Origin of the sequence: Roseovarius amoyensis, from assembly GCF_003260265.1 — a bacterium.
GTDB lineage: Bacteria > Pseudomonadota > Alphaproteobacteria > Rhodobacterales > Rhodobacteraceae > Roseovarius > Roseovarius amoyensis.
This window is the reverse complement of record NZ_QITQ01000023.1, coordinates 16117-42910: the sequence shown is the minus strand read 5'-3', so window position 1 is coordinate 42910 and position 26794 is coordinate 16117. Positions and strand designations below refer to the sequence as shown.

The 26794-nt window shown below is 65.0% G+C and carries 24 protein-coding genes; 9 read left to right on the top strand and 15 right to left on the bottom strand.

The window, feature by feature from the left end:
• Nucleotides 1-230: 230 nt before the first annotated feature.
• Entirely contained in the window at nucleotides 231-824 is a 594-nt protein-coding gene (locus tag DL899_RS15760; RefSeq protein ID WP_239494726.1) for an HD domain-containing protein, read from the bottom strand.
• A gap of 163 nt (nucleotides 825-987) precedes the next feature.
• Between DL899_RS15760 and ahcY the strand changes: the two genes are divergently transcribed.
• Nucleotides 988-2379, top strand: a complete 1392-nt coding sequence (ahcY, locus tag DL899_RS15755) for an adenosylhomocysteinase (protein ID WP_111735325.1) — start codon at nucleotides 988-990, stop codon at nucleotides 2377-2379.
• A 155-nt stretch (nucleotides 2380-2534) separates the two neighbouring features.
• Nucleotides 2535-2876 (top strand): DUF2853 family protein, encoded by a 342-nt coding sequence (locus DL899_RS15750; protein WP_111735324.1) that lies wholly within the window; start codon nucleotides 2535-2537, stop codon nucleotides 2874-2876.
• Between the two features lie 27 nt (nucleotides 2877-2903).
• On the opposite strand, the gene DL899_RS15745 is transcribed toward DL899_RS15750, so the two are convergent.
• From DL899_RS15745 to DL899_RS15720, 6 genes are all read right to left on the bottom strand, one after another.
• Nucleotides 2904-3422 (bottom strand): thermonuclease family protein, encoded by a 519-nt coding sequence (locus DL899_RS15745; protein WP_111735319.1) that lies wholly within the window; start codon nucleotides 3420-3422, stop codon nucleotides 2904-2906.
• 62 nt (nucleotides 3423-3484) lie between these two features.
• Nucleotides 3485-4201: an RES family NAD+ phosphorylase gene (locus DL899_RS15740; RefSeq protein WP_111735318.1), complete on the bottom strand. Its 717-nt coding sequence runs from the start codon at nucleotides 4199-4201 to the stop codon at nucleotides 3485-3487.
• Nucleotides 4179-4550: an MbcA/ParS/Xre antitoxin family protein gene (locus DL899_RS15735; RefSeq protein WP_111735323.1), complete on the bottom strand. Its 372-nt coding sequence runs from the start codon at nucleotides 4548-4550 to the stop codon at nucleotides 4179-4181. The genes DL899_RS15740 and DL899_RS15735 overlap by 23 nt, the downstream gene beginning before the upstream one ends.
• 165 nt (nucleotides 4551-4715) lie before the next feature.
• The gene (yczE, locus tag DL899_RS15730; protein WP_239494725.1) at nucleotides 4716-5444 is read right to left on the bottom strand and encodes a membrane protein YczE; all 729 of its coding nucleotides are present in this window, start codon (nucleotides 5442-5444) and stop codon (nucleotides 4716-4718) included.
• Between the two features lie 78 nt (nucleotides 5445-5522).
• Nucleotides 5523-6314 carry an isocitrate lyase/PEP mutase family protein gene (locus tag DL899_RS15725; RefSeq protein ID WP_275426797.1) on the bottom strand — a complete coding sequence of 264 codons (792 nt, stop codon included), beginning with the start codon at nucleotides 6312-6314 and terminating at the stop codon, nucleotides 5523-5525.
• Between the two features lie 435 nt (nucleotides 6315-6749).
• The gene (locus DL899_RS15720) at nucleotides 6750-9059 is read right to left on the bottom strand and encodes a DNA topoisomerase IV subunit A (RefSeq protein WP_111735315.1); all 2310 of its coding nucleotides are present in this window, start codon (nucleotides 9057-9059) and stop codon (nucleotides 6750-6752) included.
• A gap of 136 nt (nucleotides 9060-9195) precedes the next feature.
• On the opposite strand from DL899_RS15720, the gene DL899_RS15715 reads away from it, so the two are divergent.
• From DL899_RS15715 to DL899_RS15690, 6 genes are all read left to right on the top strand, one after another.
• The gene (locus DL899_RS15715; RefSeq protein WP_111735314.1) at nucleotides 9196-9837 is read left to right on the top strand and encodes an SH3 domain-containing protein; all 642 of its coding nucleotides are present in this window, start codon (nucleotides 9196-9198) and stop codon (nucleotides 9835-9837) included.
• A gap of 25 nt (nucleotides 9838-9862) precedes the next feature.
• Nucleotides 9863-10690: an SDR family NAD(P)-dependent oxidoreductase gene (locus DL899_RS15710; RefSeq protein WP_111735313.1), complete on the top strand. Its 828-nt coding sequence runs from the start codon at nucleotides 9863-9865 to the stop codon at nucleotides 10688-10690.
• A 72-nt stretch (nucleotides 10691-10762) separates the two neighbouring features.
• The gene (locus DL899_RS15705; RefSeq protein ID WP_111735312.1) at nucleotides 10763-10960 is read left to right on the top strand and encodes a twin transmembrane helix small protein; all 198 of its coding nucleotides are present in this window, start codon (nucleotides 10763-10765) and stop codon (nucleotides 10958-10960) included.
• Between the two features lie 12 nt (nucleotides 10961-10972).
• Nucleotides 10973-11545 (top strand): cob(I)yrinic acid a,c-diamide adenosyltransferase, encoded by a 573-nt coding sequence (locus tag DL899_RS15700; protein ID WP_111735311.1) that lies wholly within the window; start codon nucleotides 10973-10975, stop codon nucleotides 11543-11545.
• A gap of 178 nt (nucleotides 11546-11723) precedes the next feature.
• A complete protein-coding gene (locus DL899_RS15695) occupies nucleotides 11724-12482 on the top strand; it encodes an electron transfer flavoprotein subunit beta/FixA family protein (RefSeq protein ID WP_111735310.1) in 759 nt (252 codons plus the stop codon).
• Nucleotides 12482-13411: an electron transfer flavoprotein subunit alpha/FixB family protein gene (locus tag DL899_RS15690; protein WP_111735309.1), complete on the top strand. Its 930-nt coding sequence runs from the start codon at nucleotides 12482-12484 to the stop codon at nucleotides 13409-13411. Before DL899_RS15695 ends, DL899_RS15690 begins: the two co-directional genes overlap by 1 nt.
• 57 nt (nucleotides 13412-13468) lie before the next feature.
• On the opposite strand, the gene DL899_RS15685 is transcribed toward DL899_RS15690, so the two are convergent.
• Entirely contained in the window at nucleotides 13469-14281 is an 813-nt protein-coding gene (locus DL899_RS15685; protein WP_111735308.1) for a DUF6473 family protein, read from the bottom strand.
• A gap of 206 nt (nucleotides 14282-14487) precedes the next feature.
• Between DL899_RS15685 and DL899_RS15680 the strand changes: the two genes are divergently transcribed.
• A complete protein-coding gene (locus DL899_RS15680) occupies nucleotides 14488-15363 on the top strand; it encodes a 3-hydroxybutyryl-CoA dehydrogenase (RefSeq protein ID WP_111735307.1) in 876 nt (291 codons plus the stop codon).
• A gap of 36 nt (nucleotides 15364-15399) precedes the next feature.
• Here the strand turns inward: DL899_RS15680 and DL899_RS15675 are convergent, their stop codons facing one another.
• The 7 genes from DL899_RS15675 to pbpC all read right to left on the bottom strand — a co-directional run bounded on the left by DL899_RS15675 (nucleotide 15400) and on the right by pbpC (nucleotide 26780).
• A complete protein-coding gene (locus DL899_RS15675) occupies nucleotides 15400-16275 on the bottom strand; it encodes a dimethyl sulfoxide reductase anchor subunit family protein (protein WP_111735306.1) in 876 nt (291 codons plus the stop codon).
• Entirely contained in the window at nucleotides 16275-17030 is a 756-nt protein-coding gene (locus tag DL899_RS15670) for a 4Fe-4S dicluster domain-containing protein (protein ID WP_111735305.1), read from the bottom strand. Before DL899_RS15670 ends, DL899_RS15675 begins: the two co-directional genes overlap by 1 nt.
• Entirely contained in the window at nucleotides 17027-19855 is a 2829-nt protein-coding gene (locus DL899_RS15665; RefSeq protein ID WP_111735304.1) for a molybdopterin oxidoreductase family protein, read from the bottom strand. The genes DL899_RS15670 and DL899_RS15665 overlap by 4 nt, the downstream gene beginning before the upstream one ends.
• 118 nt (nucleotides 19856-19973) lie before the next feature.
• Nucleotides 19974-21146: an acetate/propionate family kinase gene (locus DL899_RS15660; protein WP_111735303.1), complete on the bottom strand. Its 1173-nt coding sequence runs from the start codon at nucleotides 21144-21146 to the stop codon at nucleotides 19974-19976.
• A gap of 4 nt (nucleotides 21147-21150) precedes the next feature.
• Nucleotides 21151-22926, bottom strand: a complete 1776-nt coding sequence (gene xsc, locus DL899_RS15655; RefSeq protein WP_111735302.1) for a sulfoacetaldehyde acetyltransferase — start codon at nucleotides 22924-22926, stop codon at nucleotides 21151-21153.
• 114 nt (nucleotides 22927-23040) lie between these two features.
• Nucleotides 23041-24504, bottom strand: coding sequence for a MocR-like pyridoxine biosynthesis transcription factor PdxR (gene pdxR, locus DL899_RS15650; protein ID WP_111735322.1), 1464 nt, complete (start codon nucleotides 24502-24504; stop codon nucleotides 23041-23043).
• Between the two features lie 227 nt (nucleotides 24505-24731).
• The gene (pbpC, locus tag DL899_RS15645; protein WP_111735301.1) at nucleotides 24732-26780 is read right to left on the bottom strand and encodes a penicillin-binding protein 1C; all 2049 of its coding nucleotides are present in this window, start codon (nucleotides 26778-26780) and stop codon (nucleotides 24732-24734) included.
• Nucleotides 26781-26794: the final 14 nt, after the last annotated feature.

Below are 26794 nucleotides of genomic sequence, written 5' to 3'. Positions count from 1 at the left end.
TGAACCCCTCAAAGAAGGCCTATTCCTCGTCTGACATAAGGTTTCGTGCCAAGCTGGTCTCCATCGCAGATACCAGCTTGAATCATGCCCAAAGCCTGATGGGAATCCATTTTGTCAACACGGCCTAAGACAAATCAGCCTCCGACAAACTCGGCGCGGTTCTAATCGACTCAATAATACTGATTTTCAGCGCATCAACACCAAGCCGCAGCAACAACAAATGGGCGGCGTCAGCCGATCTCGGCCAGCAATTCGTCATGGCGCGCGGTATAGGCGGCGCGCGTTTCCCTTGGTGGCCGCAGCAGCAGTTTCAGATCTCCGATCATGTCCGGCGCCGGCTTGCCGAAAAACTTGTTCGCCTCGGCCTCGGTAAAGCCGGCCAGTTGCGTTGCTTCCATCCAGGCGCTGATCTTGTCGGCCTTCTTGATCTGCCGCTTGACTGTCGCGGGCAGAACCGCCGGCAGCCCGAAACGGATATGGACTGCCGCCGCCAGCCGCTGATCCAGCGCCTCGTAACCGGGACCCACCGCCGCCTTGACCGGTGAAATCATGTCGCCGATCACGTATTCGGGCGCATCGTGCAGCAGCGCGGCCAGCCGCCACCTGGCCGGCGCGCGCGGGCTGATGCGGGCGAACAGCCGTTCCACCAGCAGCGAATGCTCGGCCACGGAATAGGCGAATTCGCCTTTTGTCTGCCCGTTCCAGCGCGCGACAAAGGACAGCCCGTGGGCGATATCCTCTATCTCGACATCCACCGGCGTGGGATCGAGCAGGTCGAGCCGACGGCCCGAAAGCATCTTTTGCCAGGCGCGGGGTTGGGGCAAGGCTGGGCTCCCGTTCGTATGCGGTTTCTACCGTCGCCCTGTTACCCGCGCCGGTGCGGTTTTGCAAAGCCCGCGCCGCGCCGCGATCGGCCAATCGCACATTGCCGCCAATCGGGTGCGATGCTATCTGCCATGCGACACCGCATTTGCAGGGAGCCCCTTCATGACAAAGGACTATATCGTCAAGGATATTGGCCTGGCTGATTTCGGTCGCAAGGAACTGGATATTGCTGAAACCGAGATGCCGGGCCTGATGGCCCTGCGCGAGGAATACGGCGACGCCAAACCGCTGGCGGGCGCAAACATCGCCGGGTCGCTGCACATGACGGTGCAGACGGCTGTGCTGATCGAAACGCTGGTCGTGCTGGGCGCCAATGTGCGCTGGGCCTCGTGCAACATCTTTTCCACCCAGGACCATGCAGCTGCAGCCATCGCCGCGACCGGGACCCCGGTTTTTGCCATCAAGGGCGAGACGCTGGAGGAATACTGGGACTATTGCGACCGCATTTTTCAGTTTGAGGACGGCGGCGCCAACATGATCCTCGACGACGGCGGGGATGCGACGCTCTATGTGCTGATGGGCGCGCGCGTCGAAGATGGTGAAACCGACCTGATCGAAACCCCGACCAGCGAAGAGGAAGAGGCGCTGTTCGCCCAGATCCGCAAGCGGATAGCGGCCAGCCCAGGCTGGTTCGTGCGCCAGCGCCACATGATCCGCGGCGTGTCCGAGGAAACCACCACCGGGGTGCACCGTCTCTACAAGATGATGGAAAAGGGGCACCTTCCGTTCCCGGCGATCAACGTCAACGATTCTGTCACCAAGTCGAAATTCGACAACAAGTATGGCTGCAAGGAAAGCCTGGTTGACGGCATCCGCCGCGCCACCGACACGATGATGGCCGGCAAGGTCGCGGTTGTCTGTGGTTATGGCGACGTGGGCAAGGGGTCGGCGGCCAGCCTGCAAGGCGCCGGCGCACGGGTCAAGGTGACCGAGGCCGACCCGATCTGCGCGCTGCAGGCGGCGATGGACGGGTTCGAGGTGGTCCGGCTGGAGGACGCGCTGGACGCCGATATTTTCGTCAGCTGCACCGGCAACCGCGACGTTATCCGCATCGAGCACATGCGCGAGATGAAGGACATGGCGATCGTCGGCAATATCGGCCATTTCGACAACGAAATTCAGGTCGCCGATCTGAAGAACCACAAGTGGACCAACATCAAGGACCAAGTGGACATGATCGAGATGCCTTCGGGCAATCGTATCATCCTGCTGTCCGAGGGGCGTCTGCTGAACCTCGGCAACGCCACCGGGCATCCGAGTTTCGTGATGAGCGCCTCGTTCACCAACCAGGTGCTGGCGCAGATCGAGCTGTGGACCAGGGGCGATACCTATGAAAACCAGGTCTATATCCTGCCCAAGGCGCTGGATGAAAAGGTTGCCCGCCTGCACCTGGCGCGTATCGGCGTGCAACTGACGGAACTCACGCCCGAACAGGCGGATTACATCGGCGTCAGCCCCGAGGGGCCCTTCAAGCCGGAACATTACCGCTATTGAGTGTCCATATGCCCCGCCCGGCATGACGCGGGCGGGGCAATAACTGCTTTCAGCAAACGAAACTTGTCGCTAAGTTCACTATAGCCCCGTCAGGGGCAATGGTCGAAAAACCCGTCAAGGGCCGGCCGCGGTGCCGGGAAAAAGGGAGTTATTTCATGGGACGTCGTGACGATCTGATCGCAACCTATGCCGACGATTTGCGTAACAAGTGCGGGATGAATCCGGATATGGATCTCTTGCGCAAGGTGACAATCGGCTGTGGCCCGGCGGTCTATGATGCCGATGCTTCGACCGTGGCTGCCGGACAGGAACACGAGCTGGAAACCGTCAAGAACAATTTCCTGATCAAGAAGCTGGGCCTTGCCGACGGTCCGCAACTGATGGATGCGATCAACGAAGTGATCGAGACCTATGGCCGCTCCGAGCGCAACAAGTATCGCGCCGTGGTCTATTACATGCTGACCAAGAAATTCGGCAAGGAATCGGTCTACGGCTGACCCGTAGCGAGCGCCGCTTAGGCTGAATCAGCGCCAGCGGCTGCACACCCCTTTCGCGATCAGCTCTGCCCCGATGTCGCGCCCGTCGGGCATGGCGCAGGTGCCGACCTCGCGGTCATATGATTGACGGCCGGTCAGACGGCATGTCAGCGGGCCGGTGCGTGCAAGTTGCGTCATTGCCTCGCTGGCCATACGCCCGGCCGGGGTGCCCAACTCGGCACAATCCAGGTTGGCGATCCGGACCGGCACGCCGCGCACCTCGACGGTGTCGCCGTCGCGCACATGGGTCACCGGGCCGGACAGCCGCTTGCCGGCAAGTTCGGCACCTTCGTTGCGCGAGACCGGGCGCAGACCGCCCCAGGCGCCGCCGCCGCGCAACGCCTCGGGCTGTCCGGCGCTGGCCGAAGCGGCCCGCTCAGACGGCTGATATATCGCGTTGACATAGGGCACCGCCGCCAGCGCCAGCCCGACCAGCAGCGCAGAGCGGATAGAGGATATCACACGTCCGATGAACGAGTTGCGGCCAGGCCCGAGCAGAAACATCATGACCCAAAAGTTAATGGATCACTTCGGCGGAAATATGGCCTGCACCTGAGAAAATGATGTTCTCAGACAAAGGCCAGCCTGCTGGTGCGAAATTCGAACTCGACCGAAACCCTGGGATGTTCACGGCGAACCTGGGTGCGCCCGGGCCGCATGATCAGGTGCCAGGTCTGGAACTGGACGGGATCGGCGCTTTCGAATGCCCGGCAGGTGAGGACCGCGATGTTCGCCGGCCCGTCCGGGTGACGAACCGAAGCGTAACGGATCAGTTCACACCCCGCCTGACGGACCCGGTCGGCAAGATCCAGGCAGGCGCTGTAGTCATCCGGATCAGTCCAGAGAACCGCATCGTGCGACATCGTCGGTTCGGTCAGGTCGATGGCGAGTGGCACGCGAACCATGACGCTGAATGCGGTGTAGACCCCGGGCGCCACAGGCAATGGCGTGTCGGGTGAGGCGTCGAAAAAGACCTTTCGCTGCCACACCGTTTCGGCAACGGCTGTCATCGGGTCCTCGGCACCATAGAACACACCCGGGCTCTCGCCCTTTCTGCGAAAGCGTGAATCCCAAGGATAGCGGCCATAGCGAAAGGGGGTGGAAAGCAGGTAATGCAGGTGCCGGCAATTCGGCGGAACCGGGGGTTTGGTCGCCTCCAGTATCTGTTCCAGTTGTTCCTGTTCTTCGCCGCTATCGACCAGCTTGGTGGTCGAGACGAGGTGCTGCGCCTCTACCAGGCGCCACACCTCGTTCACGTAGGGCTTAAATCGGGGCTCTTGCGGCATCAAGGTAGTTCATGACCCGGACAAGGCCCGGCGCTGTCTTTATCTCTTCCCTTGGAACGGTGTTGAGATGGGTATTCTGACTGGCCATCCAGGCCTTCATCGACGTCGCATCGCCGTGGACGATGGCATCGAGCGACCGAAACACCCGGACAAGGCACGCGGCAAGTTCGAACGGCTTGCCGCTGAGGGTGTATTGCCCCCCGCTGAGGCGGGAAACCGAGGCAGGGCTGACACCGATGATCGCCGCCAATTCGGCCCCGGTCAGCCCCAGGGCCTGTGACGCGCGGAACACAGCCTTTCCCAACACTGTGCCGGGGGCCGTTTGCGGCAGGGTTTGTGATTGTTGCATGTCCATCTCTTCGGTTTCTGATGAATAATATATAGCAGAAAATTTCTAAAGAAACAAGATGGAGGCGACCTTTCCATGGAAAACCGTCTTACCTGAGTCCTCATTGGCCGTTCAAAAGGGCTTTGATGCTGCAATTGGCACCCCCCCGCGACGGTCCGGCGGATATCAACGCGTGGCGCTGCGGAATTGCAGGATCTGCATCCCGATTGCCATTGCCGGTCCAATCCCCAACGCAAAGAAAATCGTGCCCAGACCAAGCGTGCCGCCCAGGGCCCAGCCGATCGCGATGACCGTCACCTCAAGACCGGTGCGGACAAGCGCGATGGGTCGATGCGTGACAGCCTGCAGCCCGGTCATGAGGCCGTCTCTGGGACCCGGGCCCAGGTTTGCGATCAGGTATATCGCCCCGCCGAATCCGGTCACAAGCGCCCCCGCCAGGGCCAGCATGGCGTTGGCAAGATAAGTCTCGAACCGGGGCAGCCAGGGCAACACGAATTCCAGCACCAGGGCGATGATGATCGCGTTGAGGATCGTTCCCATGCCGGGCGTCTGCCTGAGCGGAATCCACAGGGCCAGAACTGAGGCACTGATGACGAAGGTTGCGAATCCCAAGCTCCAGCCCGTGACCTTGGTCACGCCTTCGGCGAACACGGTCCAGGGGCTGACGCCGACGCCTGCGGTGACCAGTAACGATTCACCCAGGCCGAACACCACCAGGCCAGCGACGAGAAACACGACCGACACCAAGGGCGGTTTCAGGGTGAAAGCCTTTGGCGAGCTCCATCTGAGCTTTGGGACAGACGTGACCGAAAGAAAACTCAAGGCGAAACCCACACTGAAGCGGCAAGAGATTGGTTTCTTGCCGCCTGGGAGAGGACACCACAAGTCCGACATCGTCAATCGCCTGATCGGGCTCGGACCGGATTTTCGCCAGTGGGGCAGGAACCTGGCTGACACCCGTCGCCCATCGGATCATCTGTCCAACAGCGCCTCGACTTCCGCCAAGCTCACCGCGCCCTTCAGGGCGGTGAAATCGCCCCGTTCCAGCATTGCGCGGGTCGCGTTGATGGTCACCTGCTGGGTGACGCGGGCAAGCCCGCCGCCGATTGAAATGCGTGCGACGCCAAGCGCCCCGATCTGTTGCGTGTTCAGGTCACGCATGTCACCCGCGGCCAGCAGGTTGACCGGGGTTCCGGTTGCGGCCAGCGCACGGGTGGTGTCTGCATCGACCAGCGGGGCATAGATGACGTCGGCACCGGCCCGGGCGAACGCCCGGCAACGTCGGAGCGCCTCGGCCTGATCATAGCTTTTCATGAGCCAGCCATCGGCGCGGGCCGTCAGCACAATTCCCGCCGCGCGGGCCGCGGATACCGCCGCCTCTACTCGGGCCAGGGCCTCATTGAATGGATATGACCCTGTCTTTGGCAGGTCGGTATCCTCGATCGAGACACCGGCCAGACCGGCCTCTGCCGCCAGCTTTACCGTCTCGGCGACGGTCCCTGGATCATGGCCGAACCCGTTCTCGAAATCGCCGTTGATCGGGAGATCGACGGCGGCGCAGATTTCGGCGGCGTGTTGCAGGGCCTGGTCGCGCGTCATCTGGCCGCCATCGCGCAGCCCGCGCGTGAAACCATACCCGGAAGAGGTCGTCGCCAGCGCCTGCGCCCCCAGCCCGGCCATGACCTTTGCTGATCCTATGTCCCAGGGGTTCGGCATCATCAGCGGCGTGCCCGGGACGTGCAAGGCGCGGAAACGTTCTGTCAACTCATCGCGGCGCAAAACGTGGCCCTCCCCTTAGCCGGTTCCGGTATCACGCATCATAGCCGACAATCATGCCCGGCGCAGCATCTCAGAGGCACGACGCGGGACAGGCCCGGTGTTCGTCCAGTTCAACACCGGTTTCCTGAAAAACCGGCAGGGCTTGTCTGCTGAAACTCCACCGTCACCCCCGCGATCCTGATCGTCGTGTTCTTTCAGCTTTCGTCGCACAGGAGCAGCGCGGCCTTGACGGTGTCGCTGGCTCGGACGCCTGGAACCGCCGCGTTGCCGGGGGCAGGGGCGTATCGGCCCCTCTGCGCCCGCCCGTGGATCGAGGCCCTGCTCATGGAGGCGTTGGTATGAGCCGGGATAAACCGCGTCAGACGTCCGTTGACTGCGTCATCCCACGGGCAGCCAGCCGTCCGGCTTGCACAAATCCGCTCAGGTAAATCGGTTGTCCCGCGGGAACCCGCGCGGCGCCATGCGGCCGGCGCCGGCGCGCTTGCCCAGCCATTCGGCCAGCTCGGTTTCGGTCCGCGTCCGGCCGGCGGGATCGTGCCAGTTCAGCCCATCCGCCAGATCAAAGGTGGCGGCGTCGCTCAGGCCGCCGTCCTTGTATTTCTGCAGCCGCACGCCCTTGCCGCGCGTCATCTCGGGCAGCTCTGAAACCGGGAACACCAGCACCTTGCGGTTTTCGCCGACGCAGGCGACGTGATCGCCGGTAACCGGCTTGCAGACCTTGGCGCGCACGTCGCCGCGCACGTTCAGCACCTGCTTGCCCGCACGGGTCTGGGCCACGACCTCGTCCTCGGACACCACAAACCCGTCGCCGGCCGAGGATGCGACCAGCAGCCGCCCAGCGGGGCGGTGAATGAACAGCGCCACGATGTCGGCCTCGTTGGGCAGATCGACCATCAGCCTCAGCGGCTCGCCCATGCCGCGCCCGCCGGGCAGGTTGGCACCCGACAGGGTGTAGAACCGTCCGTTGGTGGCAAAGACCAGCAAGCGGTCTGTGGTTTCGGCATGAAAGATGAAACGCGGGCCGTCGCCATCCTTGAATTTCAGCTCGCGCCCCAGATCGATATGGCCGGTCATGGCGCGGATCCAGCCCATCTGCGAGCAGACCACCGTGATCGGCTCGCGCTCGATCATCGCCTCAAGCGGCACCTCTTCGACCTCGCCCGCTTCGGCGAAACGGGTGCGCCGGGCGCCGCCGGGATAATCCTTGCCGAAGGTCTTTCTGACCTCTTTCAGCTGGTCGGCGACTGCTGCCCATTGGCGTGTCTCGTCTGCCAGCAGGTCTTCCAGCGCGGCGCGCTCTTCCATCAGGGCATCGCGTTCGTTCCTCAGCTCGATCTCTTCGAGCCGGCGCAAGCTGCGCAGGCGCATGTTGAGGATCGCCTCGGCCTGCACGTCCGACAGCCCGTCCTCTTCTCCGCCGGGGGCGGGCGTTACATAATCTCGCTCCGATGTAGCGCGGACGAATTCGCGTCCCCAATCCTCTCGCATGAGGGCGGCTTTGGGCTCGTCGTCATAGCGGATGATGTCGATCACCCGGTCGAGGTTCAGGAAGGCGACGATCAGCCCTTCGAGCACCTCAAGCCGGTGGTCGATCTTTTCCATCCGGTGATGCGACCGCCGGATCAGCACCTCGCGGCGGAAATCGAGAAAGGCGCGCAGTACCTCCTTCATCGAGCAGACCTTGGGCGTTACCCCGTCGATCAACACGTTCATATTGAGCGAAATCCGCACCTCAAGATCCGAGTTGCGGAACAGCATCCCCATCAGAACCTCGGGATCGACGTTCTTGGAGCGCGGCTCCAGTACCATGCGGATGTCATCGGCGCTTTCGTCGCGGATATCGGCCAGGATCGGCACCTTGCGGGTCTGGATCAGCTCTGCCAGCTTTTCCACCAGCCTGGATTTCTGCACCTGATAGGGGATTTCCGTCACCACGATCTGCCACTGGCCGCGTGGCAGTTGCTCGACCTCCCAGGCGCAGCGAAGGCGAAACCCGCCGCGCCCGGTGCGATAGGCCTGAGCGATGCTTTCTGGCGGTTCGACGATGACGCCGCCAGTGGGGAAATCCGGGCCCTTCACATGGTTCAGAAGGGTGTCGTCACGCGCGTCGGGCGTCTTGATCAGGTACAGGCAGGCGTCGATCAGCTCGACGATGTTGTGCGGCGGGATGCTGGTGGCCATGCCCACGGCGATGCCGCTGGCGCCGTTGGCCAGCAGATTGGGAAAGGCCGCCGGCAGCACCACCGGCTCGGTCAGGGTGCCGTCGTAGTTGGGGCGGAAATCGACTGCGTTTTCGGCCAGCCCGTCCAGCAGGGCCTCGGCCACCGCTGTCAGGCGGGCCTCGGTATAGCGGCTGGCGGCGGGGTTGTCGCCGTCGATATTGCCGAAATTCCCCTGCCCGTCGACCAGCGGATAGCGAACCGCAAAATCCTGCGCCAGCCGGGCCATCGCATCATAGATCGCCGCGTCGCCATGCGGGTGATAGTTACCCATCACATCGCCCGAAATCTTGGCCGACTTGCGGAACCCCCCGCCGGAATTGAGCCGCAGCTCGCGCATCGCGTAGAGGATGCGCCGATGTACCGGTTTCAGCCCGTCGCGCGCATCGGGCAATGCCCGGTGCATGATCGTCGAAAGCGCATAGGTCAGGTACCGCTCGCCGATGGCGCGGCGCAGCGGTTCGGCAACAGTTCCGGGGCCGATATGGGGGTCATCCAGCAGATCGTTCATATATGCGGTGATAGCCCCGTGCCGTTTCGGCGTAAAGCGGCAAGCGGGGCTTTTGACATGATGCCGGTGGGCGAATCATGTAACCTGACCTTCGTCTTTGTGCTGCTCTTGTTTCTGTTCCGGGGGATACCGCGCTATGTGGCGCTTTATTGTGATCAGTTTCGCCCTGCTCGGGCTGGCGTTCTATGTGCTGAGCGGCGGCGCCGATTATGAACCTGCGCCCGGGTCCCTGCAGGCGATGGCCGACCGGGTGCAACCACAGCCCAGGACCGCGCCCGAACGCCCCGCCCCCCCGTCGCGCAGCATGGCCGAGGTCGAGGCGACGATGGACAGCCTGCGCCGCGCCGAGGTGGAAACCGAGACAAAGACCGAAGATCTGTCCGTGACCCTGGCCGCCACGCGCCTGGACGGGGCCGGCATCATCGCCGCCGAGGCCAGCCGCCCCAAGGGCGAGCTGCTGGACCTGGAGCTGCCCGACAGCCCCATGACCGTCGACGTGACGGGCGACACCCCGGCACAGGATGACGCGCTCACCTCTGCCCTCGCCGCCGCGCTGGGGCAACCCCTCTATCGGTCGTCCGACCTGCGCTGGGTCAAGGAAAACATGGTCGACCTGCATGCCGGCCCGGGGCTGAGCTATGACACCGTGGCCCGGATCACCAAGGGAACCGAGGTGGCGGTGATCGAAGACCCCGGTCACGGCTGGTTGAAAGTACAGGCGACAGACAATTATCAAACAGGCTGGGTGGCCGAATGGCTGCTGGTGAACCCCGACTAGGCAAAAGGCTGGCGGCACATCCCAGATGAACGGAAAGAATATTCTCATCACCGGGTGTTCCTCGGGCATCGGGCAGGACGCTGCGCACGGGCTGCGCGCGCGCGGCTGGCGCGTCTTTGCCGCCTGCCGCCAGGCCGAGGATTGCGCACGCCTGCGCGTTCAGGGGTTCGACAGCCCGCGCATCGACTATCAGGACCCGCAAACCATCGCCGACGGGCTGGACGAGGTGCTTGCCGCCACCGGCGGCCGGCTGGACGCGGTGTTCAACAACGGCGCCTTCGCCTGCCCCGGCGCGGTCGAGGACCTGCCGACCGATGCGCTGCGCGATATTTTCGAGGCGAATTTCTTTGGCTGGCACGAAATGACGCGCCGGGTGATCGCGGTCATGCGGGCGCAGGGCGAGGGACGGATCGTGCAGAACTCATCCGTTCTGGGGCTGGTGCCGGCGCGGTTTCGCGGCGCCTATGTCAGCACCAAGTTCGCGCTGGAGGGGCTGACCGACACGCTGCGGGTGGAAATGCGCGGCACCGGCGTCCACATCATCCTGATAGAGCCGGGGCCGGTGACATCGAAGATCCGCGAAAACGCCATCCCGCATTTCGAACGCTGGATCGACTGGCAGAACTCAGCCCGCAAGGGCCAGTACAAGGCAGTTCTGCACCGTCTTTACGAGGATCGCGGCCGCGACCCGTTCGAGCTGCCGCCATCGGCGGTGACGAAAAAACTGGTCCGCGCGCTGGAATCGCGGCGCCCAAGGCCGCGCTATTATGTCACCACGCCCACCTATCTGATGGGGGCGCTCAGACGGGTCCTGCCGACGCGGGCGCTGGACTGGCTGATCGCCAAGGGCTGACATTTTTCGCTTTCGTCTTGTGCTCCATCCGCTCTACATGGTCGCCAAGGACGTGACGAAAGGCCCTGCCCCATGTTCAGCGACCCGCTTTTCATTCTTGTTGTACTGGCCTGCGGCGTTGTTGCGGCGATCTTGATCTTCGGGATCACCACCTTCGGCAAGGGCGGCATCGAGAACGGCAAGCGGTCAAACAAGCTGATGCGCTGGCGGATCATCGCCCAGTTCGTCGCGGTACTCGCCATCCTTCTTTTTGTTCTAATCCGTCGCTAGGAGTCTGATGACATGGTCGTTCTCAACAAGATCTATACCCGTACCGGCGATGCCGGCGAAACTGCTCTGGGCAACGGCGTGCGCGTGGCCAAGCATTCGCTGCGCGTCATGGCCTATGGCACCGTCGACGAGCTGAACGCCACGGTCGGACTGGCCCGGCTGAAGGCCACGGCCGAATCGGACGAGGCCCTGATGCGTATCCAGAACGACCTTTTTGACCTGGGCGCGGACCTGTGCCGCCCCGACATGGCCCGCGATGCCGAGGCCGAATACCCGCCCCTGCGCGTGAGCGACGACCAGGTTGTCCGGCTTGAGGCCGAGATCGACGCCATGAACGCGGACCTTCAGCCATTGCGCAGTTTCATCCTGCCCGGCGGGTCAGAGCTGTCGGCAGCGCTGCATCTTTGCCGCACTGTCGCGCGCCGTGCCGAACGTCACGCGGTCGAACTGACGACCGCCGAAGAGGTGAATCCGGCGGCGGTCAAGTACCTCAACCGCCTCAGCGACTGGTTCTTCGTCGCCGCCCGCATCGCCAACGACGGCGGCAAGGCCGATATTCTGTGGGTTCCGGGGGCGAACCGCTGAGGCCGGAGTCGCCGCTTTGGCGCTAACATGGCGAAAACCGTCCCGAACGCGACGACCGGGCGCAGGATCATGATGATTTTGCTCTGTTTCATCCGGAAACAAATCTGTATTAACGCGCCGGAGAGTTTCAAGACGGGGCGCCTTGCGGCGCTTCAACCACTTTAAGGAGATCAGACGTATGAAGGTGCTTGTGCCTGTCAAACGCGTGATCGACTACAACGTGAAGGTTCGCGTCAAGGCGGACGGATCGGGTGTCGATCTTGCCAATGTGAAGATGTCGATGAACCCCTTCGACGAGATTGCGGTCGAAGAGGCGATCCGGTTGAAGGAAGCCGGCAAGGCCGAAGAGATCATCGCCGTCTCGATCGGGGTCAAGCAGGCGCAGGAAACGCTGCGCACGGCGCTGGCGATGGGCGCTGACCGGGCGATCCTGGTGGTGGCTGCCGATGATGTGCACCAGGACATCGAGCCTCTGGCAGTTGCCAAGATCCTCAAGGCCGTGATCGACGAGGAACAGCCGGGGCTGGTTCTGGCCGGCAAGCAGGCGATCGACAACGACATGAACGCCACCGGCCAGATGCTGGCGGCGCTGATGGGCTGGTCGCAGGGCACATTCGCCAGCAAGCTGGACATTGAGGGCGACCATGCGCTGGTCACGCGCGAGGTTGATGGCGGGTTGCAGACGATCAAGGTCAAGATGCCGGCGATCATCACCGTCGACCTGCGCCTGAACGAGCCGCGCTATGCGTCACTGCCCAACATCATGAAGGCCAAGAAAAAGCCGCTGGAGGAAAAGACCGCCGCCGATTACGGCGTCGACGTCACCCCGCGACTGGAGGTCATCAAGACCGCCGAGCCCGAGACCCGTCAGGCCGGCGAGATCGTGGCCGATGTGGATACGCTGGTGGCCAAACTCAAAGAAAAGGGAGCTATCTGATGGCTGTTCTCCTTCTTGCCGAAGTAACCGATGGCGAGCTGGCGATGGATGCCACCGCCAAGGCCGTGTCTGCTGCCGCATCGCTGGGCGATGTGACCGTTCTGTGTGCCGGGGCCTCTGCCGCTGCCGCAGGCGAAGCCGCCGCCAGGATCGACGGCGTGGCCAAGGTGCTGGTGGCCGAAGACGCCTCGCTGGGCCACCGCCTTGCCGAGGCGACCGCCGCGCTGATCGTGTCGCTCGCGGGCGACTACTCGCACATTGCCGCGCCCGCGACCACGGATGCGAAAAACGTCATGCCCCGCGTTGCTGCGCTGCTCGACGTGATGATCCTCTCGGATGTCTCCGGGGTGGTCGACAGCGATACCTTCGAGCGTCCGATCTATGCCGGGAACGCGATTCAGACGGTAAAGTCGAAAGATGAAAAGAAGGTTATCACCTTCCGGACCTCGACCTTCGACGTGGCCGGCGAAGGCGGCTCGGCCTCGGTCGACAGCATCGATGCCGTCGCCGACCCGGGCCTGTCCGAATGGGTCGAGGACAAGGTTGCCGCAAGCGACCGTCCCGAACTGACCTCCGCCGGTATCGTCGTCTCGGGCGGTCGTGGCGTCGGCTCCGAGGATGACTTCGCGCTGATCGAAAAGCTCGCCGACAAGCTCGGCGCGGCGGTGGGCGCCTCGCGCGCCGCGGTCGATTCGGGCTTTGCCCCGAACGACTGGCAGGTCGGCCAGACCGGCAAGGTGGTGGCGCCCGATCTTTACATCGCGGTCGGCATCTCGGGCGCGATCCAGCACCTTGCGGGGATGAAGGACAGCAAGATCATCGTCGCCATCAACAAAGACGAAGAGGCGCCGATCTTTCAGGTTGCCGATTACGGCCTGGTCGCCGACCTGTTCCAGGCCGTCCCGGAACTGACTGAAAAACTGGGCTGAACGCCACCCGCGTGACGCCGTGAATGGCCCGCCCCGCAAGGGCGGGCCATTAGCATGTCAGCCCCTCGTTTCAGCCTCCAGCGCGGCCTCGACAACCGGACCCAGCGCCGTGGCGATCCGTCGGTGCACCGCCGGACCGGGCACCGCGCCCCTTGGCGTCGGGCCGGTATCCTTTGGCGCATCTATCCGCATTTCGACGATGGCCTGCACATCCGCGCGCAGCCGCTCCAGCATCGCGCGGTCGACCAGCGCCGGATCGGCCCAGACCTCTGGCCGGTCGGCGGCCACGTCCGGCGTCCGTGCCGACAGCCACAACAGAACCACCGGCACGCCGATACGGCGGATCAGCGGCCGCATGCCTTCGACCCAGGCCGTGGCCAGTTCCTGCCGCAGGATGGCAAAACGGTCGGGCGAGCGCGCCTGCAACGCCCCCAGCATGTGGCGGGTAAAGCTGAATTCGCAGAAATCCACGTCAGCGAAGAGCGCGCGCAGGGCAGGGGCCGCCTGCAGGAACCGGTCATTGCGGCGCGGATGCACGCTGTAATACCGATTCGACATGTTGGTGGCGCAGGGCACCTGCAACACGCTGAGCCGCGACCGTCCGGCACAATCCAGCAAGGCACGGTCGCTGGCAAAGACATCGACGCCGGCATTGGGCCAGCCGAAATTGACGCAGGTAACCCCGGTCAATTCCTCCAGCAGGTCGGGCCAGGGACAGGCCACGCCCTTGCCGAATGTCTCGGTCCCGCCCAGGCAGGCGGTGAAATCGCCCTCCAGCCGCCGGCGCGGGCCGCGAAACAGCAGCCTTGAGCCATCATAGCGGCATTGCTCAAACGCATGGGGCCCCCGCCCCGCGGCCTTGTAAAGCATCGCGCCCACCCTTGATCGTCTCACCCACAGGCAGATTCGGGCAGGCACGTTGAAAAACTGCTAATGCGGGCATTTGCCGCAAGTTTTAAAGGCACCTCCGCCCCCGGCCCGGCACCGCCCGCGCCGCCGCCCCTTGCGGGCCAAAGCCCTGCGCGCCTATGGTAGCGCCAACTTGAAACACCGATGAGTTATGCAAGGGCGAACCAATGGAAATCCGGAAAATGGGCGTCGTGGGCGCCGGGCAGATGGGCAACGGGATCGCGCATGTGTTGGCGATGGCCGGCTATGAGGTGCTGCTCAACGACATCACGCAAGAGGCGCTGGACAAGGGGCTGGCGCATATCCGTGACAACATGGAACGGCAGGTTTCGCGCGGCAAGATGGAAGAGGCCGAGATGGAGGCATCGCTTGCCCGCATCACGCCGACCCTTACGCTGAGCGACCTGGGCAAGACCGACATGGTGATCGAATCGGCGACCGAGCGCGAAACCGTCAAGCAGGCGATTTTCGAGGACCTCGCGCCGCATTTGCTGCCGCACACGATCCTGACCTCGAACACCTCTTCGATCTCGATCACCCGGCTGGCCAGCCGAACCGACCGGCCGGAAAGGTTCATGGGGTTCCACTTTATGAACCCGGTGCCGGTGATGCAGCTGGTGGAGCTGATCCGCGGCATCGCCACCGACGAGGAAACATTCAAGACCTGCAAGGCCGTCGTTGACCGGCTGGGCAAGACCTCGGCCACGGCCGAGGATTTTCCCGGTTTCATCGTCAACCGCATCCTGATGCCGATGATCAACGAGGCGGTCTATACGCTGTACGAGGGGGTTGGCTCGGTCATCTCGATCGACACCTCGATGAAGCTGGGCGCCAATCACCCGATGGGGCCGCTGGAACTGGCCGATTTCATCGGGCTCGATACCTGTCTGGCAATCATGAACGTGCTGCATGACGGGCTGGCGGATACCAAGTACCGGCCCTGCCCGCTGCTGACCAAGTATGTCGAGGCCGGCTGGCTGGGGCGCAAGACCGGGCGCGGTTTTTACGACTATCGCGGCGAAACCCCGGTGCCGACACGCTGAACCGCAGAGCGCCGCAATGCGGGCAACGTCGTGGTGTCAGCCCCCGCGACGACCGTAGTACAGCCCGACGACATGCTCGGCCTCGGCAAAGAACAGCCAGCGAGAGGCCGCCACCCCCGCCAGATGGCTGAGTGCCGCCAGCGCGGCCGGAACATGCGTGCCGGGCGCCAGCAACAGCACCACGGGCAGCACGACCCCCAGCCCCAGCGCGATGATGCGCAGTTTCAGCGCGTGCCGGCGGCCGACCTGAAAGGCAAACTCGCGCAGCAGGTAGTTGCTGCCGGTGTGCGGCGGCTCGAACGCACGAACCTCGCCGCCGCCCAGCCCGGTGGCGCTGGCCAGCGTGGTGCCACTGCGCGCCAGCGCCCTGTCGCCACGCAACCACCACAGCAGTTGCACCACCCCCGCCAGCGGCAACAGCACCAGCGCCGCGCGCACCTGCCCGGCCAGCAGCGCACCGCCCGCCAGCGCCAGCGCCAGGAACAGCACCGGCGTCAGCCATGTCTTCCACCGGGGCACGGTGGCAAGCTGGGCATAGATCATCGCGGTGCAGAGGACCGTGCCCAGTGACAGCACCGCGCCGACCGCGCCCAGTACCGGCCGCGCCTCGCCCTGAAAGACCAGCCCCGCACCGTATAGCGCCATCACCAGCAGGGCCGCGACCGATACGACCCCCTCGCGGCTGAGCCACGAGGTGCGCCACTGCGTGAATGCCTTCATCGCCCGTTCGGGGTGGCCGAGGTGAAAGGTCGAGGCCAGCAACCCGCCCACCGCCAGCACATAGGCAACGGCGAAAAAGACAAATGCCACCCAGCCGGTGACAGCCGGAAACCCGGCACCGAGAAAGACCAGCAGGCCGAAACCGGCCCCCGAAAGCGTTGTGAACAGGATGACGGATGGCGCCGGATGCATCAGAGCTTCTCCAATGCGCGGTCAAGCCAGGCGATGAACCCCTTTGCCTCGCCCGCCACGGGTTCGAGCCAGGTCTCCTGCGCCTCTGTCTCTGCCGATTGCAGACTGTCGCGGGGGCGCGGGGGCAGATACTTGTTGACCGGCTTGGTGCCCTGTTCGGGCATCAGGTCGAAACCGCCGCGTTCAGCCACCAGACGGGACACATCGCTGTCGGGGTCGCCCAGGTCGCCGAAATGGCGCGCCTTGGCCGGGCAGGTACGCACGCAGGCGGGCACGCGGTCCTCTTGCGGCAGGTTTTCGTTGTAGATGCGGTCGACGCACAGGGTGCATTTCTTCATCACCCCCTCGGCGGCGTCCTGCTCTCGTGCCCCATAGGGGCAGGCCCAGGCGCACAGCCCGCACCCGATGCAGTCGCTCTCGTTCACCAGCACGATCCCGTCCTCGGCCCGCTTGAAGCTGGCGCCGGTGGGGCAGACGGTGACGCAGGGCGCATCCTCGCAATGCAGGCAGGATTTGGGGAAATGCACCAGCTGCGCGGCGCCGCCATCGTCAGGCGTAATCTCGTAGCTGTGGACACGGTTCAGGAACGTGCCCGAGGGATCAGCGCCATAGGGTTGCTGATCGGACAGCGGCGCGCCGTAATTCTCGGTGTTCCAGCCCTTGCAGCTGACGACGCAGGCATGACAGCCGACACAGGTGTCAAGGTCGATCACCAGCCCCATCTTGCGTTCGGTCTTGTCCGGAAGCGCGGTCATTTTCCCACCTTCCATCGCAGTTCGTCAGGCCCCTTGCCCACGGGCGAATTTATCGGCTCGAACGCAGGCTGGCTTTGCGCCGGGGCGGCGACCTTTTCGATCTTCACCCGCAGGTCGAACCACGCCGCCTGACCGGTTACCGGGTCGGAATTGGCCCAGCGCAGCCCGTCGCCCTTTTCGGGCAGCAATTCGTGGATCAGATGATTGAGCAGAAAGCCGCGCGTCGCCTCGGGCGCGTCATCCGACAGCGCCCAGGCACCCTTGCGCTTGCCGATGGCGTTCCATGTCCAGACGGTATTGGGGTTGAGCGCGGCCATATGCGCCACCGGCACCACCATTGCCCCATGCGCCGAGCTGACGCGCGCCCAGTCGCCCTCGGCAAAGCCATGCGCCTGCCATACGCGGGTGGGCAGGTAGAGCGGGTTTTCCCCGTGGATCTGGCGCAGCCAGGCGTTCTGCGTGCCCCAGCTGTGATACATCGCCATCGGTCGCTGGGTCAGCGCGTGCAGCGGGTATTCATCGCCATCGACGCTGTCATGTTCCAGCGGCGCGTACCAGATCGGCAGCGGGTCCATCACCGTCTTGAGGCGTTCGCGCAGATGATCGGGCGGCTGGTGCTCGCCATGACCCTCTGCCGCGCGCTGGAAACGGCGCATCGTCTCGGAATAGATGTCAAAGACATAGGGCTGCGGGCTGTCATAAATCCCCATGCCGACGGCCCAGTCCTGATAGGCGCGGTTCCAGGGTTTCATATAGGCGGCCTCTGGCGGGATGTGCTTCACGAAGAAGCCGCCATTGGCGATATAGCTTTGCAACTGCTTGGGGTTCGGCGCCCCGCGCCCATGAGTCAGCCCCATGCGCCCCATCCGCCAGCCCGCCAGCGGCCCGATGCCCGGCTTGCGTTCGTGCCGGGTGATATAGTCGGCGTAATCGGTGTAAAGCGGCGCACCGGCCTCGTCCACGAACCCGGGCAGGCCCAGGCGATTGGCAAGGTCGATCAACACACTTTGAAAGCCGCGCACGTCACGGTCGGGTTCGACCACGGGCCAGCGGATAGCATCCGCCGCGGCGTCGGCCTCGCTGATCGGGCGATCCAGCAGCGAGATGCAGTCGTGCCGTTCCAGATAGGTGGTATCGGGCAGCACCAGGTCGGCATAGGCCACCATTTCTGACGAATAGGCGTCTGAGTAGATGATGCGCGGGATCACGTAGTCGCCATTTTCATCGGTATCGGTAAGCATCTCCATCACGCGGTTCGTGCTCATCGACGAGTTCCAGGCCATGTTGGCCATGTAGAGAAACAGCGTGTCGATCGGGTAAGGGTCACCCGCATGGGCGTTTGAGATGACCATGTGCATCATCCCGTGCGCCGACAGCGGGTTTTCCCAGGAAAACGCCTTGTCGATCCGCGCCGGGTTGCCGTCATCGTCCAGCGCCAGGTCTTCGGGCCCACGCGGAAAGCCCAGGTGCGGGCCGTCAAGCGGGCTGTCGGGCGTGGCCTTGCTGTGCGGCGTGGGATGGGCCGAAACCGGCTTGGGATAGGGCGGCTTGAAACGGAACCCGCCGGGCACCTCGACACTACCCAGCAGGATTTGCAGCACATGCAACGCACGCGCGGTCTGAAAGCCGTTGGAATGGGCCGATATCCCGCGCATGGCGTGAAAGCTGACAGGCCGGCCGCGCATCGTCTGATGCGTCTCGCCGCGAAAATCGGTCCATTGGCGGTCAAGCTCGATCTCTTCTTCGAACGCCACCCGTGCTAGTTCGGCGGCGATTGCGCGGATGCGTTCGGCGGGCACGCCGCATCGCTCGGCCACGGCCTCGGGCGCGTAGTCCTTTGACAGGTAGCGCGCGGCGATGAGGTGCATCACCGGCTTGTGGGTAATGTGCCCCTCACGGTGGATGGCCGACAGGTCGGGGCGCACGCCGGGGCGGTCGAACGGCGCCAACCTGCCTGTCACCCGGTCGATCACCTGCGGCGTTCCGACGGCGTCGCGCAGGAACATCCCGTAATCGGGCGAGGTGGAATCGCGGTTCACCAGGAAGGGCGCGTTGGTATAGCGTGCGAGGTAATCCAGGTCGATCCGCCCGGCCTTTATCAGGCAATGGATCAGCGACAGGATGAACAGCCCGTCGGTGCCCGGCGTGATCCCGACCCAGTCATCGGCCACGGCGTTATAGCCGCTGCGCACCGGGTTGACGCCGATGATCCGCGCGCCACGTTCCTTCAGCCGTGCGATGCCCATCTTGATGGGGTTGCTGTCGTGATCCTCGGCCACGCCGAAGATCATGAACAGGCGGGTATGTTCCCAGTCGGGCTGACCGAATTCCCAGAACGCGCCACCCATCGTATAGATGCCCGCCGCCGCCATGTTGACCGAACAGAACCCGCCATGCGCGGCATAGTTGGGCGTGCCATAGTTCTGCGCCCAGAAGCTGGTGAAGGACTGGCTCTGGTCGCGGCCGGTGAAGAAGGCCAGGCGCTTGGGGTCATCCTTGCGGATGCGGCCCAGCCAGTCGGTGGCGATTTCCAGCGCCTCTTCCCAGCTGATCTCCTCGAACTGGCCCGAACCGCGGGGGCCGACGCGCTTGAGCGGCGCGCGCAGACGCGAGGGGGCATTCACCTGCATGATCCCGGCGCTGCCCTTGGCGCAGAGCACGCCGCGATTAACCGGGTGATCGCGGTTGCCCTCGATATAGGCGACCTTACCATCCTTCATGTGCACGTTGATGCCGCAGCGGCAGGCGCACATGTAGCAGGTGGTTTTGCGCACCTCGTCAGAGACCTCGGGCGAGGTATCAATCTGCGGCTCGTGATGTTTCATCGGCGTGATCGTTCCTTGTCGGGCATCACGTTAGGACAGTTGATTTCGTCCTGCGACATATTTTCCGTTTAGTTTGTATTTTCCGAAATTCGATTTCTGAAATTCCCTGCATCAGGGTCTATTTTCCCGATCCTGATGCCGGCAGCAAGGCCTTCGCCTCGGCAGCGATCCGCCGTTCCTCTGCGGCGGGCACGATCCAGCACCCGACCGCCGACTCCGCGACGTGCAGCAGCGCGGAGCCCTGCGCGTTTGCCGCATCGTCGATCCGCGCCCCCAGCCAGCCCAGCCCGGCCACGATCCGCGCCCTGATGGGGGCAGCGTTCTCGCCTATGCCGCCGGTAAAGGCGACGGCATCCACCCCCTCCATCGCCGCGATGAGAGAGCCCGCATGCCGTACCGCCCAATAGCAGAAATGATCGACTGCAAAACGCGCCGCCGGGCTGTCATCGGCCAGCAGCGCGCGCATGTCGACGGTACCGCCCGACAGCCCCTTGAGCCCGCTTTCGCGGATCAGCATCTCCTGCGTCGCCTCGATACCGTCCTCGGCCGCCAGCCGCAGCACCGCAGCGGCGTCGATGCCGCCCGAACGGGTGCTCATCGTCAGCCCCTCCAGCGGCGAATATCCCATCGTCGTGGCCACCGATCGCCCGTCGCGGATGGCGCAGATGGATGCGCCATGCCCCAGGTGCATCGCCAGCAGGCGGCGGGGTAGTGCGGCACCCGTGATCTGCGGCAGTGCCTCGACCAGCGCGGCATATGAAATCCCGTGAAAGCCATAGCGACGAATTCCGCGCGCCGCGATCCGGTCGGGCACGGCATAGCGGGTGGCAACATCGGGGTTGGTGGCGTGAAAGGCGGTGTCAAAGACAGCCACCTGCGGCAGCCCCGGCGCGAGCCCCGACAGCGCATCGATGGCGGCCAAGTTGTGCGGGTTGTGCAGGGGCGCCAACGGCGTGCAACGACTGAGGGCGGCGCGGGTTTTGGCGTCAATCAGCACCGAGCGCACCAGCGCAGCACCGCCATGCACCACCCGGTGCGCCGCCGCGCGCATGGTATCCAGGGTGAAACCGCGCGCCCCCAGCGCCGTCAGAACCGCGCGCAGCGCCGCGTCGTGGGTATCGAATTGCGCGGCACCTTGCTCGGTGCCGACGCACAGCCGCCCGGTGCCGCCGATCCCCTCGGCCAGCAGGTGGATATGCTCGGTGCCATCCGCCCCGAACACCGCCGCCTTGACCGAGGACGACCCGGCATTGATCACCAGGATGCTGTCGCCTACGGTCCCCCGCGTCACCGCGTCAGACCTGCTGTTCGCGCATGTCGGCCGCGTCGATCCCGGCCACTTCGACCGGCTTTTTCATCGCATCCCGGCGAAATGGTTCCCCCAGTTCCTGGTTGATCATCGCCTCGATCAGCGTGGTCTTGCCGTGTTCCATCTGATCGCGGATCGCCTGCGCCAACGCATCGGTCAGCTCGTCCATGGTGCGCGCCACCACGCCCTGCAACCCGCAGGCACGGGCGATACCGGCATAGCTGACCTGTTGGTCAAGCTCGGTGCCGACGAAGTTGTCATCGTACCACAGCGTCGAGTTGCGCTTTTCCGCACCCCACTGGTAGTTGCGAAAGACGATCTGTGTGATCGCCGGCCATTCCGGACGCCCGATGGCCGTCAGCTCGGTCACCGCGATGCCAAAGGCGCCGTCGCCGGAAAAACCCACCACCGGCACATCGGGACAGCCGATCTTGGCGCCGACGATCGCGGGCAGGCCATAGCCGCAGGGGCCGAACAGACCCGGTGCCAGGTATTTCCGCCCGGCCTCAAAGCTGGGGTAGGCATTGCCGATGGCGCAGTTGTTGCCGATGTCCGACGAAATGATCGCCTCGCGCGGCAGGGCCGCCTGGATCGCGCGCCAGGCCATGCGGGGGCTCATCCAGTCGGGTTTCGCGTCGCGGGCGCGCTGGTTCCAGGTGGTGCCGGCGTCGTCTTCCTCGTGATCCATCGAGGCAAGTTGCTGCGCCCAGGCCGATTTTGTCTGCGCGATCAGCGCGCGGCGTTCATCCCGGCCCTCGTCGCCGGCGCCCTCGGGCAGACGGTCGAGGATTGCCTCAGCCACCTTGCGGGCATCACCGACGATCCCGACGCTGACGCGCTTGGTCAGCCCGATCCGGTCGGGGTTCAGATCGACCTGGATGACCTTGGCATCCTTGGGCCAGTAGTCGATGCCGTACCCCGGCAGGGTCGAGAACGGGTTCAGCCGGGTGCCGAGGCATAGCACCACGTCCGCCTGTGCGATCAGCTCCATCCCCGCCTTGGAGCCGTTATAGCCCAACGGCCCGGCGAACAGCGGATGAGACCCCGGAAACGCGTCGTTGTGCTGGTAACCCACGCAAACAGGGGCCTCCAGCCGTTCCGCCAACGCCCTGGTCGCCGGGATTGCACCGGCCAGAACCACGCCTGCACCATTCAGGATCACCGGGAACTTCGCCTTTGCCAACAGGTCGGCCGCCTCGGCGATGGCAGTCTCGCCACCCGAGGGGCGCTCAAACTCGACCAAGGCGGGCAGGTTGATGTCGATCACCTGCGTCCAGTAATCGCGCGGTACGTTGATCTGGGCGGGTGCGCTGGCGCGTCGGGCCTGCAGGATCACCCGGTTCAGCACCTCGGCGATGCGGCTGGGGTCGCGCACCTCTTCCTGATAGGCGACCATGTCCTCGAACAGCTTCATCTGCTCGACTTCCTGGAAACCGCCCTGACCGATGGTCTTGTTGGCGGCCTGCGGCGTGACCAGCAGCAGCGGCGTGTGGTTCCAGTAGGCGGTTTTCACGGCGGTGACGAAATTGGTGATGCCGGGGCCGTTCTGGGCGATCATCATCGACATTTTCCCGCTGGCGCGGGTAAAGCCGTCTGCCATCATGCCGCCCGACCCCTCGTGCGCGCAGTCCCAAAAGGTAATGCCGGCCTTGGGAAACAGGTCCGAAATCGGCATGAAGGCCGACCCGATGATGCCAAAGGCATGGCCGATCCCGTGCATTTGCAGGGTTTTGACGAAGGCTTCCTCGGTGGTCATCTTCATGGCGTGCGTCTCCTGATCCCGGCCCACAGGGGCGCGGCCTGACGCGAACCTACGGCAGCCGCCGGGGGTGTCTAGGGCCAGTTTCGATATCGGATTATGGCCAGACGCCCACCATCAGGCCATCTTGCGCATCTCTTCGGCCAGCAACGCGATACCCTCGCCGATACGTTCGACGGGTATCGAGGAATAGGCCAGGCGATAATAATTCCGCGGCGGCGCGGCGGCGTGAAAGAACGGGCGCCCCGGCTCGATCAACACCCCGCGTTCGCGCAGGCGCGCATCCAGTTCCCCTGTGTCCACGCCTTCGGGCGCGCGCATCCAGATCGAACTGCCGCCAAAGACGCCGCGCCCCTCGACCCCCAGCCCGTGTTCGGCCAGTGCTGCTTCCATCGCCCGGCGCCTGTTTGCCAGCGTCTGGCCCGTCCGGCGGATCAGGCTGTCGTAATGCCCGAGGCTGAGGAAATAGGCGGTGGTGCGCTGCACATGGCCGGGCGCATGCCGATAGACGCTGAGCCTGAGCGCGCGCGCCTCGCGGATGAACGGCTCCGGCCCGACAAGATAGCCCAGCCTCAGCCCCGGAAACACCGACTTGGAAAAGCTGCCGACATAGATCACCCGCCCGTCACGATCGAGCGATTTCAGTGCCGGCAGCGGCGCGCGCAGGAACGCCATCTCGAATTCGTAATCGTCCTCGACGATCAGCGCGTCCATCTCGCGCGCCCGGCTCAGCAAGGCGCGCCGCCGCGCCAGCGGCATGGTGGCGTTGGTTGGCGCCTGGTGGCTGGGGGTGGTGAATATGACGTCGGCATGGTCCGGCAGGGCCTCGGGCGGCAGCCCGTCACGGTCGACCGGCACCGGCGCGACGTGACAGCGCGTCTGCAGCAGGATGTCGCGCAGCCCGTGGTAACAGGGTTCCTCGGCCACGGCGGTGCGGCGCTGTGTCAGCAGTACCTGCGCCGTCAGCCACAGCGCGTTCTGCGCGCCCATGGTGACAAGGATTTCCTCGGGCCGGGCCAGGATGCCCCGCCGGGGCAGGGTGTGGCGGGCGATGAATTCCACCAGCCTGGGGTCGTCCTGGTCATACAGATCGGCGGTCAGGGTCAGGAAATCGCGCTGCCCCAGCGCCCTGAGCGCACAGTGCCGCCAGTTGGCGTGGTCGAACAGCGTGGCGTCGCTTTGCCCATAGATGAAAGGATAGCGGTAGCGCGACCAGTCATGCGGTTTTTCCGGTGCCGCGCCGCCGGTGAACCTGCGCCCCAGCGCGCGGGACCAGTCGATGCGGTCGTTCAGCGGGTGGTGCACGGCCATGCGCGGCGGTTCCGGCGCATTGCGTGAGACGTAATAGCCCGAGCGGTCGCGCGCCTCCAGGTATTCAGAGGCCTGCAGGTCGGTATAGGCCAGCGTCACGGTGATCCGGCTGACCCCCAGGTGCTGCGCCAGCTTGCGCGACGAGGGCAGTCTTTCACCCTTGCGCAGCCGACCCGACAGGATGCCCTCGGCGATCATCTGCCGGATCTGTGCCTGCAGCGTGCCTTGCGCCTCCGGGTCCAGAAAGAAGGTTTCTACGGGGATGGCCATGTTGCGGAGCCTGTATCCTTTGGCGATGGTTTCCGTGGCGGCCACCCGCGATCAGAGGGCATGCGACCGCCCGGGTGGGCGCGAATGCGCCCGCCATGGGGCGGGCGGGCGCATGCCCGGCCCGCAAAGCGGTCCGGGCAAAAGCGGAATTAATAAGTCAGACAAACTTTAGACTGGCCTTAGCCACGGCGCAATCTGGTCTTATCCAGGTGCGTTTCCACCCTCGGTCAATCTATCCAGATCATCACCCGGTCGGCGCGGCCCTCACCGTCGATCACCGACAGGGTGGAATAGCCGCGCGACAGCCCCTCGATGACCGCCTCGCGCCGGCGCACCCCGGTCAGCACCGGCGTGCCGTCGGCCATCCAGGTAAAGGGCGGCGTGCCGTCGCGCAGCTTGACCGGCAAGACACCCCCCTCGACCGGCAGGCGCGCGCCCTGGGGCGGGAACACCAGCTTGGGTGCGTCCTCGGCCGCTGTAAACACCGCATCGCGCCCGGCAAAGCGGCGCAGCGGCTGCGGCAACTTCGCGGTGGACAGGATCAGCGTTTCGGGCGGCGGCGGGGGCAGCGGGTCGGCGGCGGGTTTGAGGCGCTGGAATGCCTCGAACAGGATCGGCGCGGCCAGATCACCGCCGAACGCGCCGGGCACCGGGGTGCCGTCGGGCCGCCCGATCCAGACCCCGGCGACATGCGCCCCGTCAAAGCCCAGCGCCCAGGCATCGCGATAGCCATAGGATGTGCCGGTCTTGTAGGCGATCCGCCCGCGCGGTGCCCCCGGTGGCGGCGCCAGCCCGGCCAGGATGTCGCCCACCTGCCACGCGGCCGCACGGCCCAGAATACGGGATGACGTTGCCTGTGCCGCTTCTCCGGCGCGCCAGTGCAGCGGCTGTGCAACGCCGCCATTCGCCAACATAGCATATAACTGCACCAGATCGGTCAGCGTCACCCCGACACCGCCCAGTGCGACCGCCAGCCCCGGCTGCCCGCCCGGCAGGCGGGCCTTGACGCCGGCGCGGCGCATGGCGTCGATCAGGTGCGCCGGCCCGATCTCGTCCAGCAGCAGCACCGCAGGGATATTCAGCGACTGGCGCAGCGCCTCGGCCACCGGCAGTTCGCCCCGCCAGGCGCCGTCGAAATTGCGCGGTGCGTAAGTGCCAAAGGCGACAGGCCGATCCCGGATCAGCGTCTGCGGATGCGCAAGCCCCCGGTCAAACGCCATCGCATAGATGAACGGCTTGAGCGTCGATCCGGGCGAGCGCACGGCGCGGGCCATGTCGACGAACCCCTGCCGCCCCTCGCCGGCGCCATAACCGGCCGAACCGACCGAGGCGAGGATTTCTCCGTTGCGGTGATCGGCCACCACGATGGCGATCGACACCTCGTCGGGCAGGTCGCGCAGGCTGTTGCGCGCCAGCGATTCGAGGCTTTGTTGCAGGTCGCGGCGGATGGTCAGGGTCTGGCGGGGCGACAGCCGGTCCTGCCGGCGGGCAAGGTCGGTCAGGTGCGGGGCCAGCGCCGGGAAGGGGCGGCGCGCGGTCGGCACCGGTTCGGTGCGCGCGGCGGCGGCCTCTTCGTCGCTCAGCACGCCGGCGCCCACCATCCGCGCCAGCACCCGGTCGCGGGCGGCGCGGGCTGCCTCTGGCGCGCGGTCGGGGCGGCGGGCCTCGGGCGATTGCGGCAGCGCCACCAGCAACGCCGCCTCGGCCGGGGTCAGGCGCGCGGGTTCCTTGCCGAACCACGCCAGCGTCGCCGCCCGCACCCCTTCGAGATTGCCGCCGAATGGCGCGCGCGACAGGTAGATGTCGAGGATCTGCGCCTTGTCCAGCCGCCGTTCCAGCGCCAGCGCCACCCGCATCTGCCGCAGCTTGCCGGCCCAGCGGCCTGTGCCGCTGTCCTCCAGCAGCCGCGCCACCTGCATGCTCAGGGTCGAGCCGCCCGAGACCACCCGCCCCCGCGTCACCGCCTGCCCCAGCGCGCGCGTCAGGGCCAGCGGATCAACCCCGGAATGGCGGTAAAAGCGGCGATCCTCATAGGCGATCAGCATCCGCAGATAGGCCGGATCGACCCCGTCCGCGCCCACCGACAATCGCCAGCGCCCGTCCTCGACCGTGTAGAGACGCAGCAGCGCACCGTCGCGGTCGCGCATCTCGGCCGAGGTTTCGGCGATGATGTCGGGCAGTTCAGTCGCCGCAACCCAGCGGTCAACCCCGTCGCGCGCCAGCGCGACGAGGAACAGGCCCAGTGCCAGCGCACAGATCAGGCGGCCGACCCGCATGGCCTATCTCGCCA

Excerpts from the sequence above, each read along its gene's own strand:
- ahcY (WP_111735325.1), top strand. The coding sequence starts at position 988 with ATGACAAAGGACTATATCGTCAAGGATATTGGCCTGGCTGATTTCGGT.
- DL899_RS15750 (WP_111735324.1), top strand. The coding sequence starts at position 2,535 with ATGGGACGTCGTGACGATCTGATCGCAACCTATGCCGACGATTTGCGT.
- DL899_RS15745 (WP_111735319.1), bottom strand. The coding sequence starts at position 3,422 with ATGATGTTTCTGCTCGGGCCTGGCCGCAACTCGTTCATCGGACGTGTG.
- DL899_RS15740 (WP_111735318.1), bottom strand. The coding sequence starts at position 4,201 with ATGCCGCAAGAGCCCCGATTTAAGCCCTACGTGAACGAGGTGTGGCGC.
- DL899_RS15735 (WP_111735323.1), bottom strand. The coding sequence starts at position 4,550 with ATGCAACAATCACAAACCCTGCCGCAAACGGCCCCCGGCACAGTGTTG.
- yczE (WP_239494725.1), bottom strand. The coding sequence starts at position 5,444 with ATGTCGGACTTGTGGTGTCCTCTCCCAGGCGGCAAGAAACCAATCTCT.
- DL899_RS15720 (WP_111735315.1), bottom strand. The coding sequence starts at position 9,059 with ATGAACGATCTGCTGGATGACCCCCATATCGGCCCCGGAACTGTTGCC.
- DL899_RS15715 (WP_111735314.1), top strand. The coding sequence starts at position 9,196 with ATGTGGCGCTTTATTGTGATCAGTTTCGCCCTGCTCGGGCTGGCGTTC.
- DL899_RS15710 (WP_111735313.1), top strand. The coding sequence starts at position 9,863 with ATGAACGGAAAGAATATTCTCATCACCGGGTGTTCCTCGGGCATCGGG.
- DL899_RS15705 (WP_111735312.1), top strand. The coding sequence starts at position 10,763 with ATGTTCAGCGACCCGCTTTTCATTCTTGTTGTACTGGCCTGCGGCGTT.
- DL899_RS15700 (WP_111735311.1), top strand. The coding sequence starts at position 10,973 with ATGGTCGTTCTCAACAAGATCTATACCCGTACCGGCGATGCCGGCGAA.
- DL899_RS15695 (WP_111735310.1), top strand. The coding sequence starts at position 11,724 with ATGAAGGTGCTTGTGCCTGTCAAACGCGTGATCGACTACAACGTGAAG.
- DL899_RS15690 (WP_111735309.1), top strand. The coding sequence starts at position 12,482 with ATGGCTGTTCTCCTTCTTGCCGAAGTAACCGATGGCGAGCTGGCGATG.
- DL899_RS15685 (WP_111735308.1), bottom strand. The coding sequence starts at position 14,281 with ATGCTTTACAAGGCCGCGGGGCGGGGGCCCCATGCGTTTGAGCAATGC.
- DL899_RS15680 (WP_111735307.1), top strand. The coding sequence starts at position 14,488 with ATGGAAATCCGGAAAATGGGCGTCGTGGGCGCCGGGCAGATGGGCAAC.
- DL899_RS15675 (WP_111735306.1), bottom strand. The coding sequence starts at position 16,275 with ATGCATCCGGCGCCATCCGTCATCCTGTTCACAACGCTTTCGGGGGCC.
- DL899_RS15670 (WP_111735305.1), bottom strand. The coding sequence starts at position 17,030 with ATGACCGCGCTTCCGGACAAGACCGAACGCAAGATGGGGCTGGTGATC.
- DL899_RS15665 (WP_111735304.1), bottom strand. The coding sequence starts at position 19,855 with ATGAAACATCACGAGCCGCAGATTGATACCTCGCCCGAGGTCTCTGAC.
- xsc (WP_111735302.1), bottom strand. The coding sequence starts at position 22,926 with ATGAAGATGACCACCGAGGAAGCCTTCGTCAAAACCCTGCAAATGCAC.
- pdxR (WP_111735322.1), bottom strand. The coding sequence starts at position 24,504 with ATGGCCATCCCCGTAGAAACCTTCTTTCTGGACCCGGAGGCGCAAGGC.
- pbpC (WP_111735301.1), bottom strand. The coding sequence starts at position 26,780 with ATGCGGGTCGGCCGCCTGATCTGTGCGCTGGCACTGGGCCTGTTCCTC.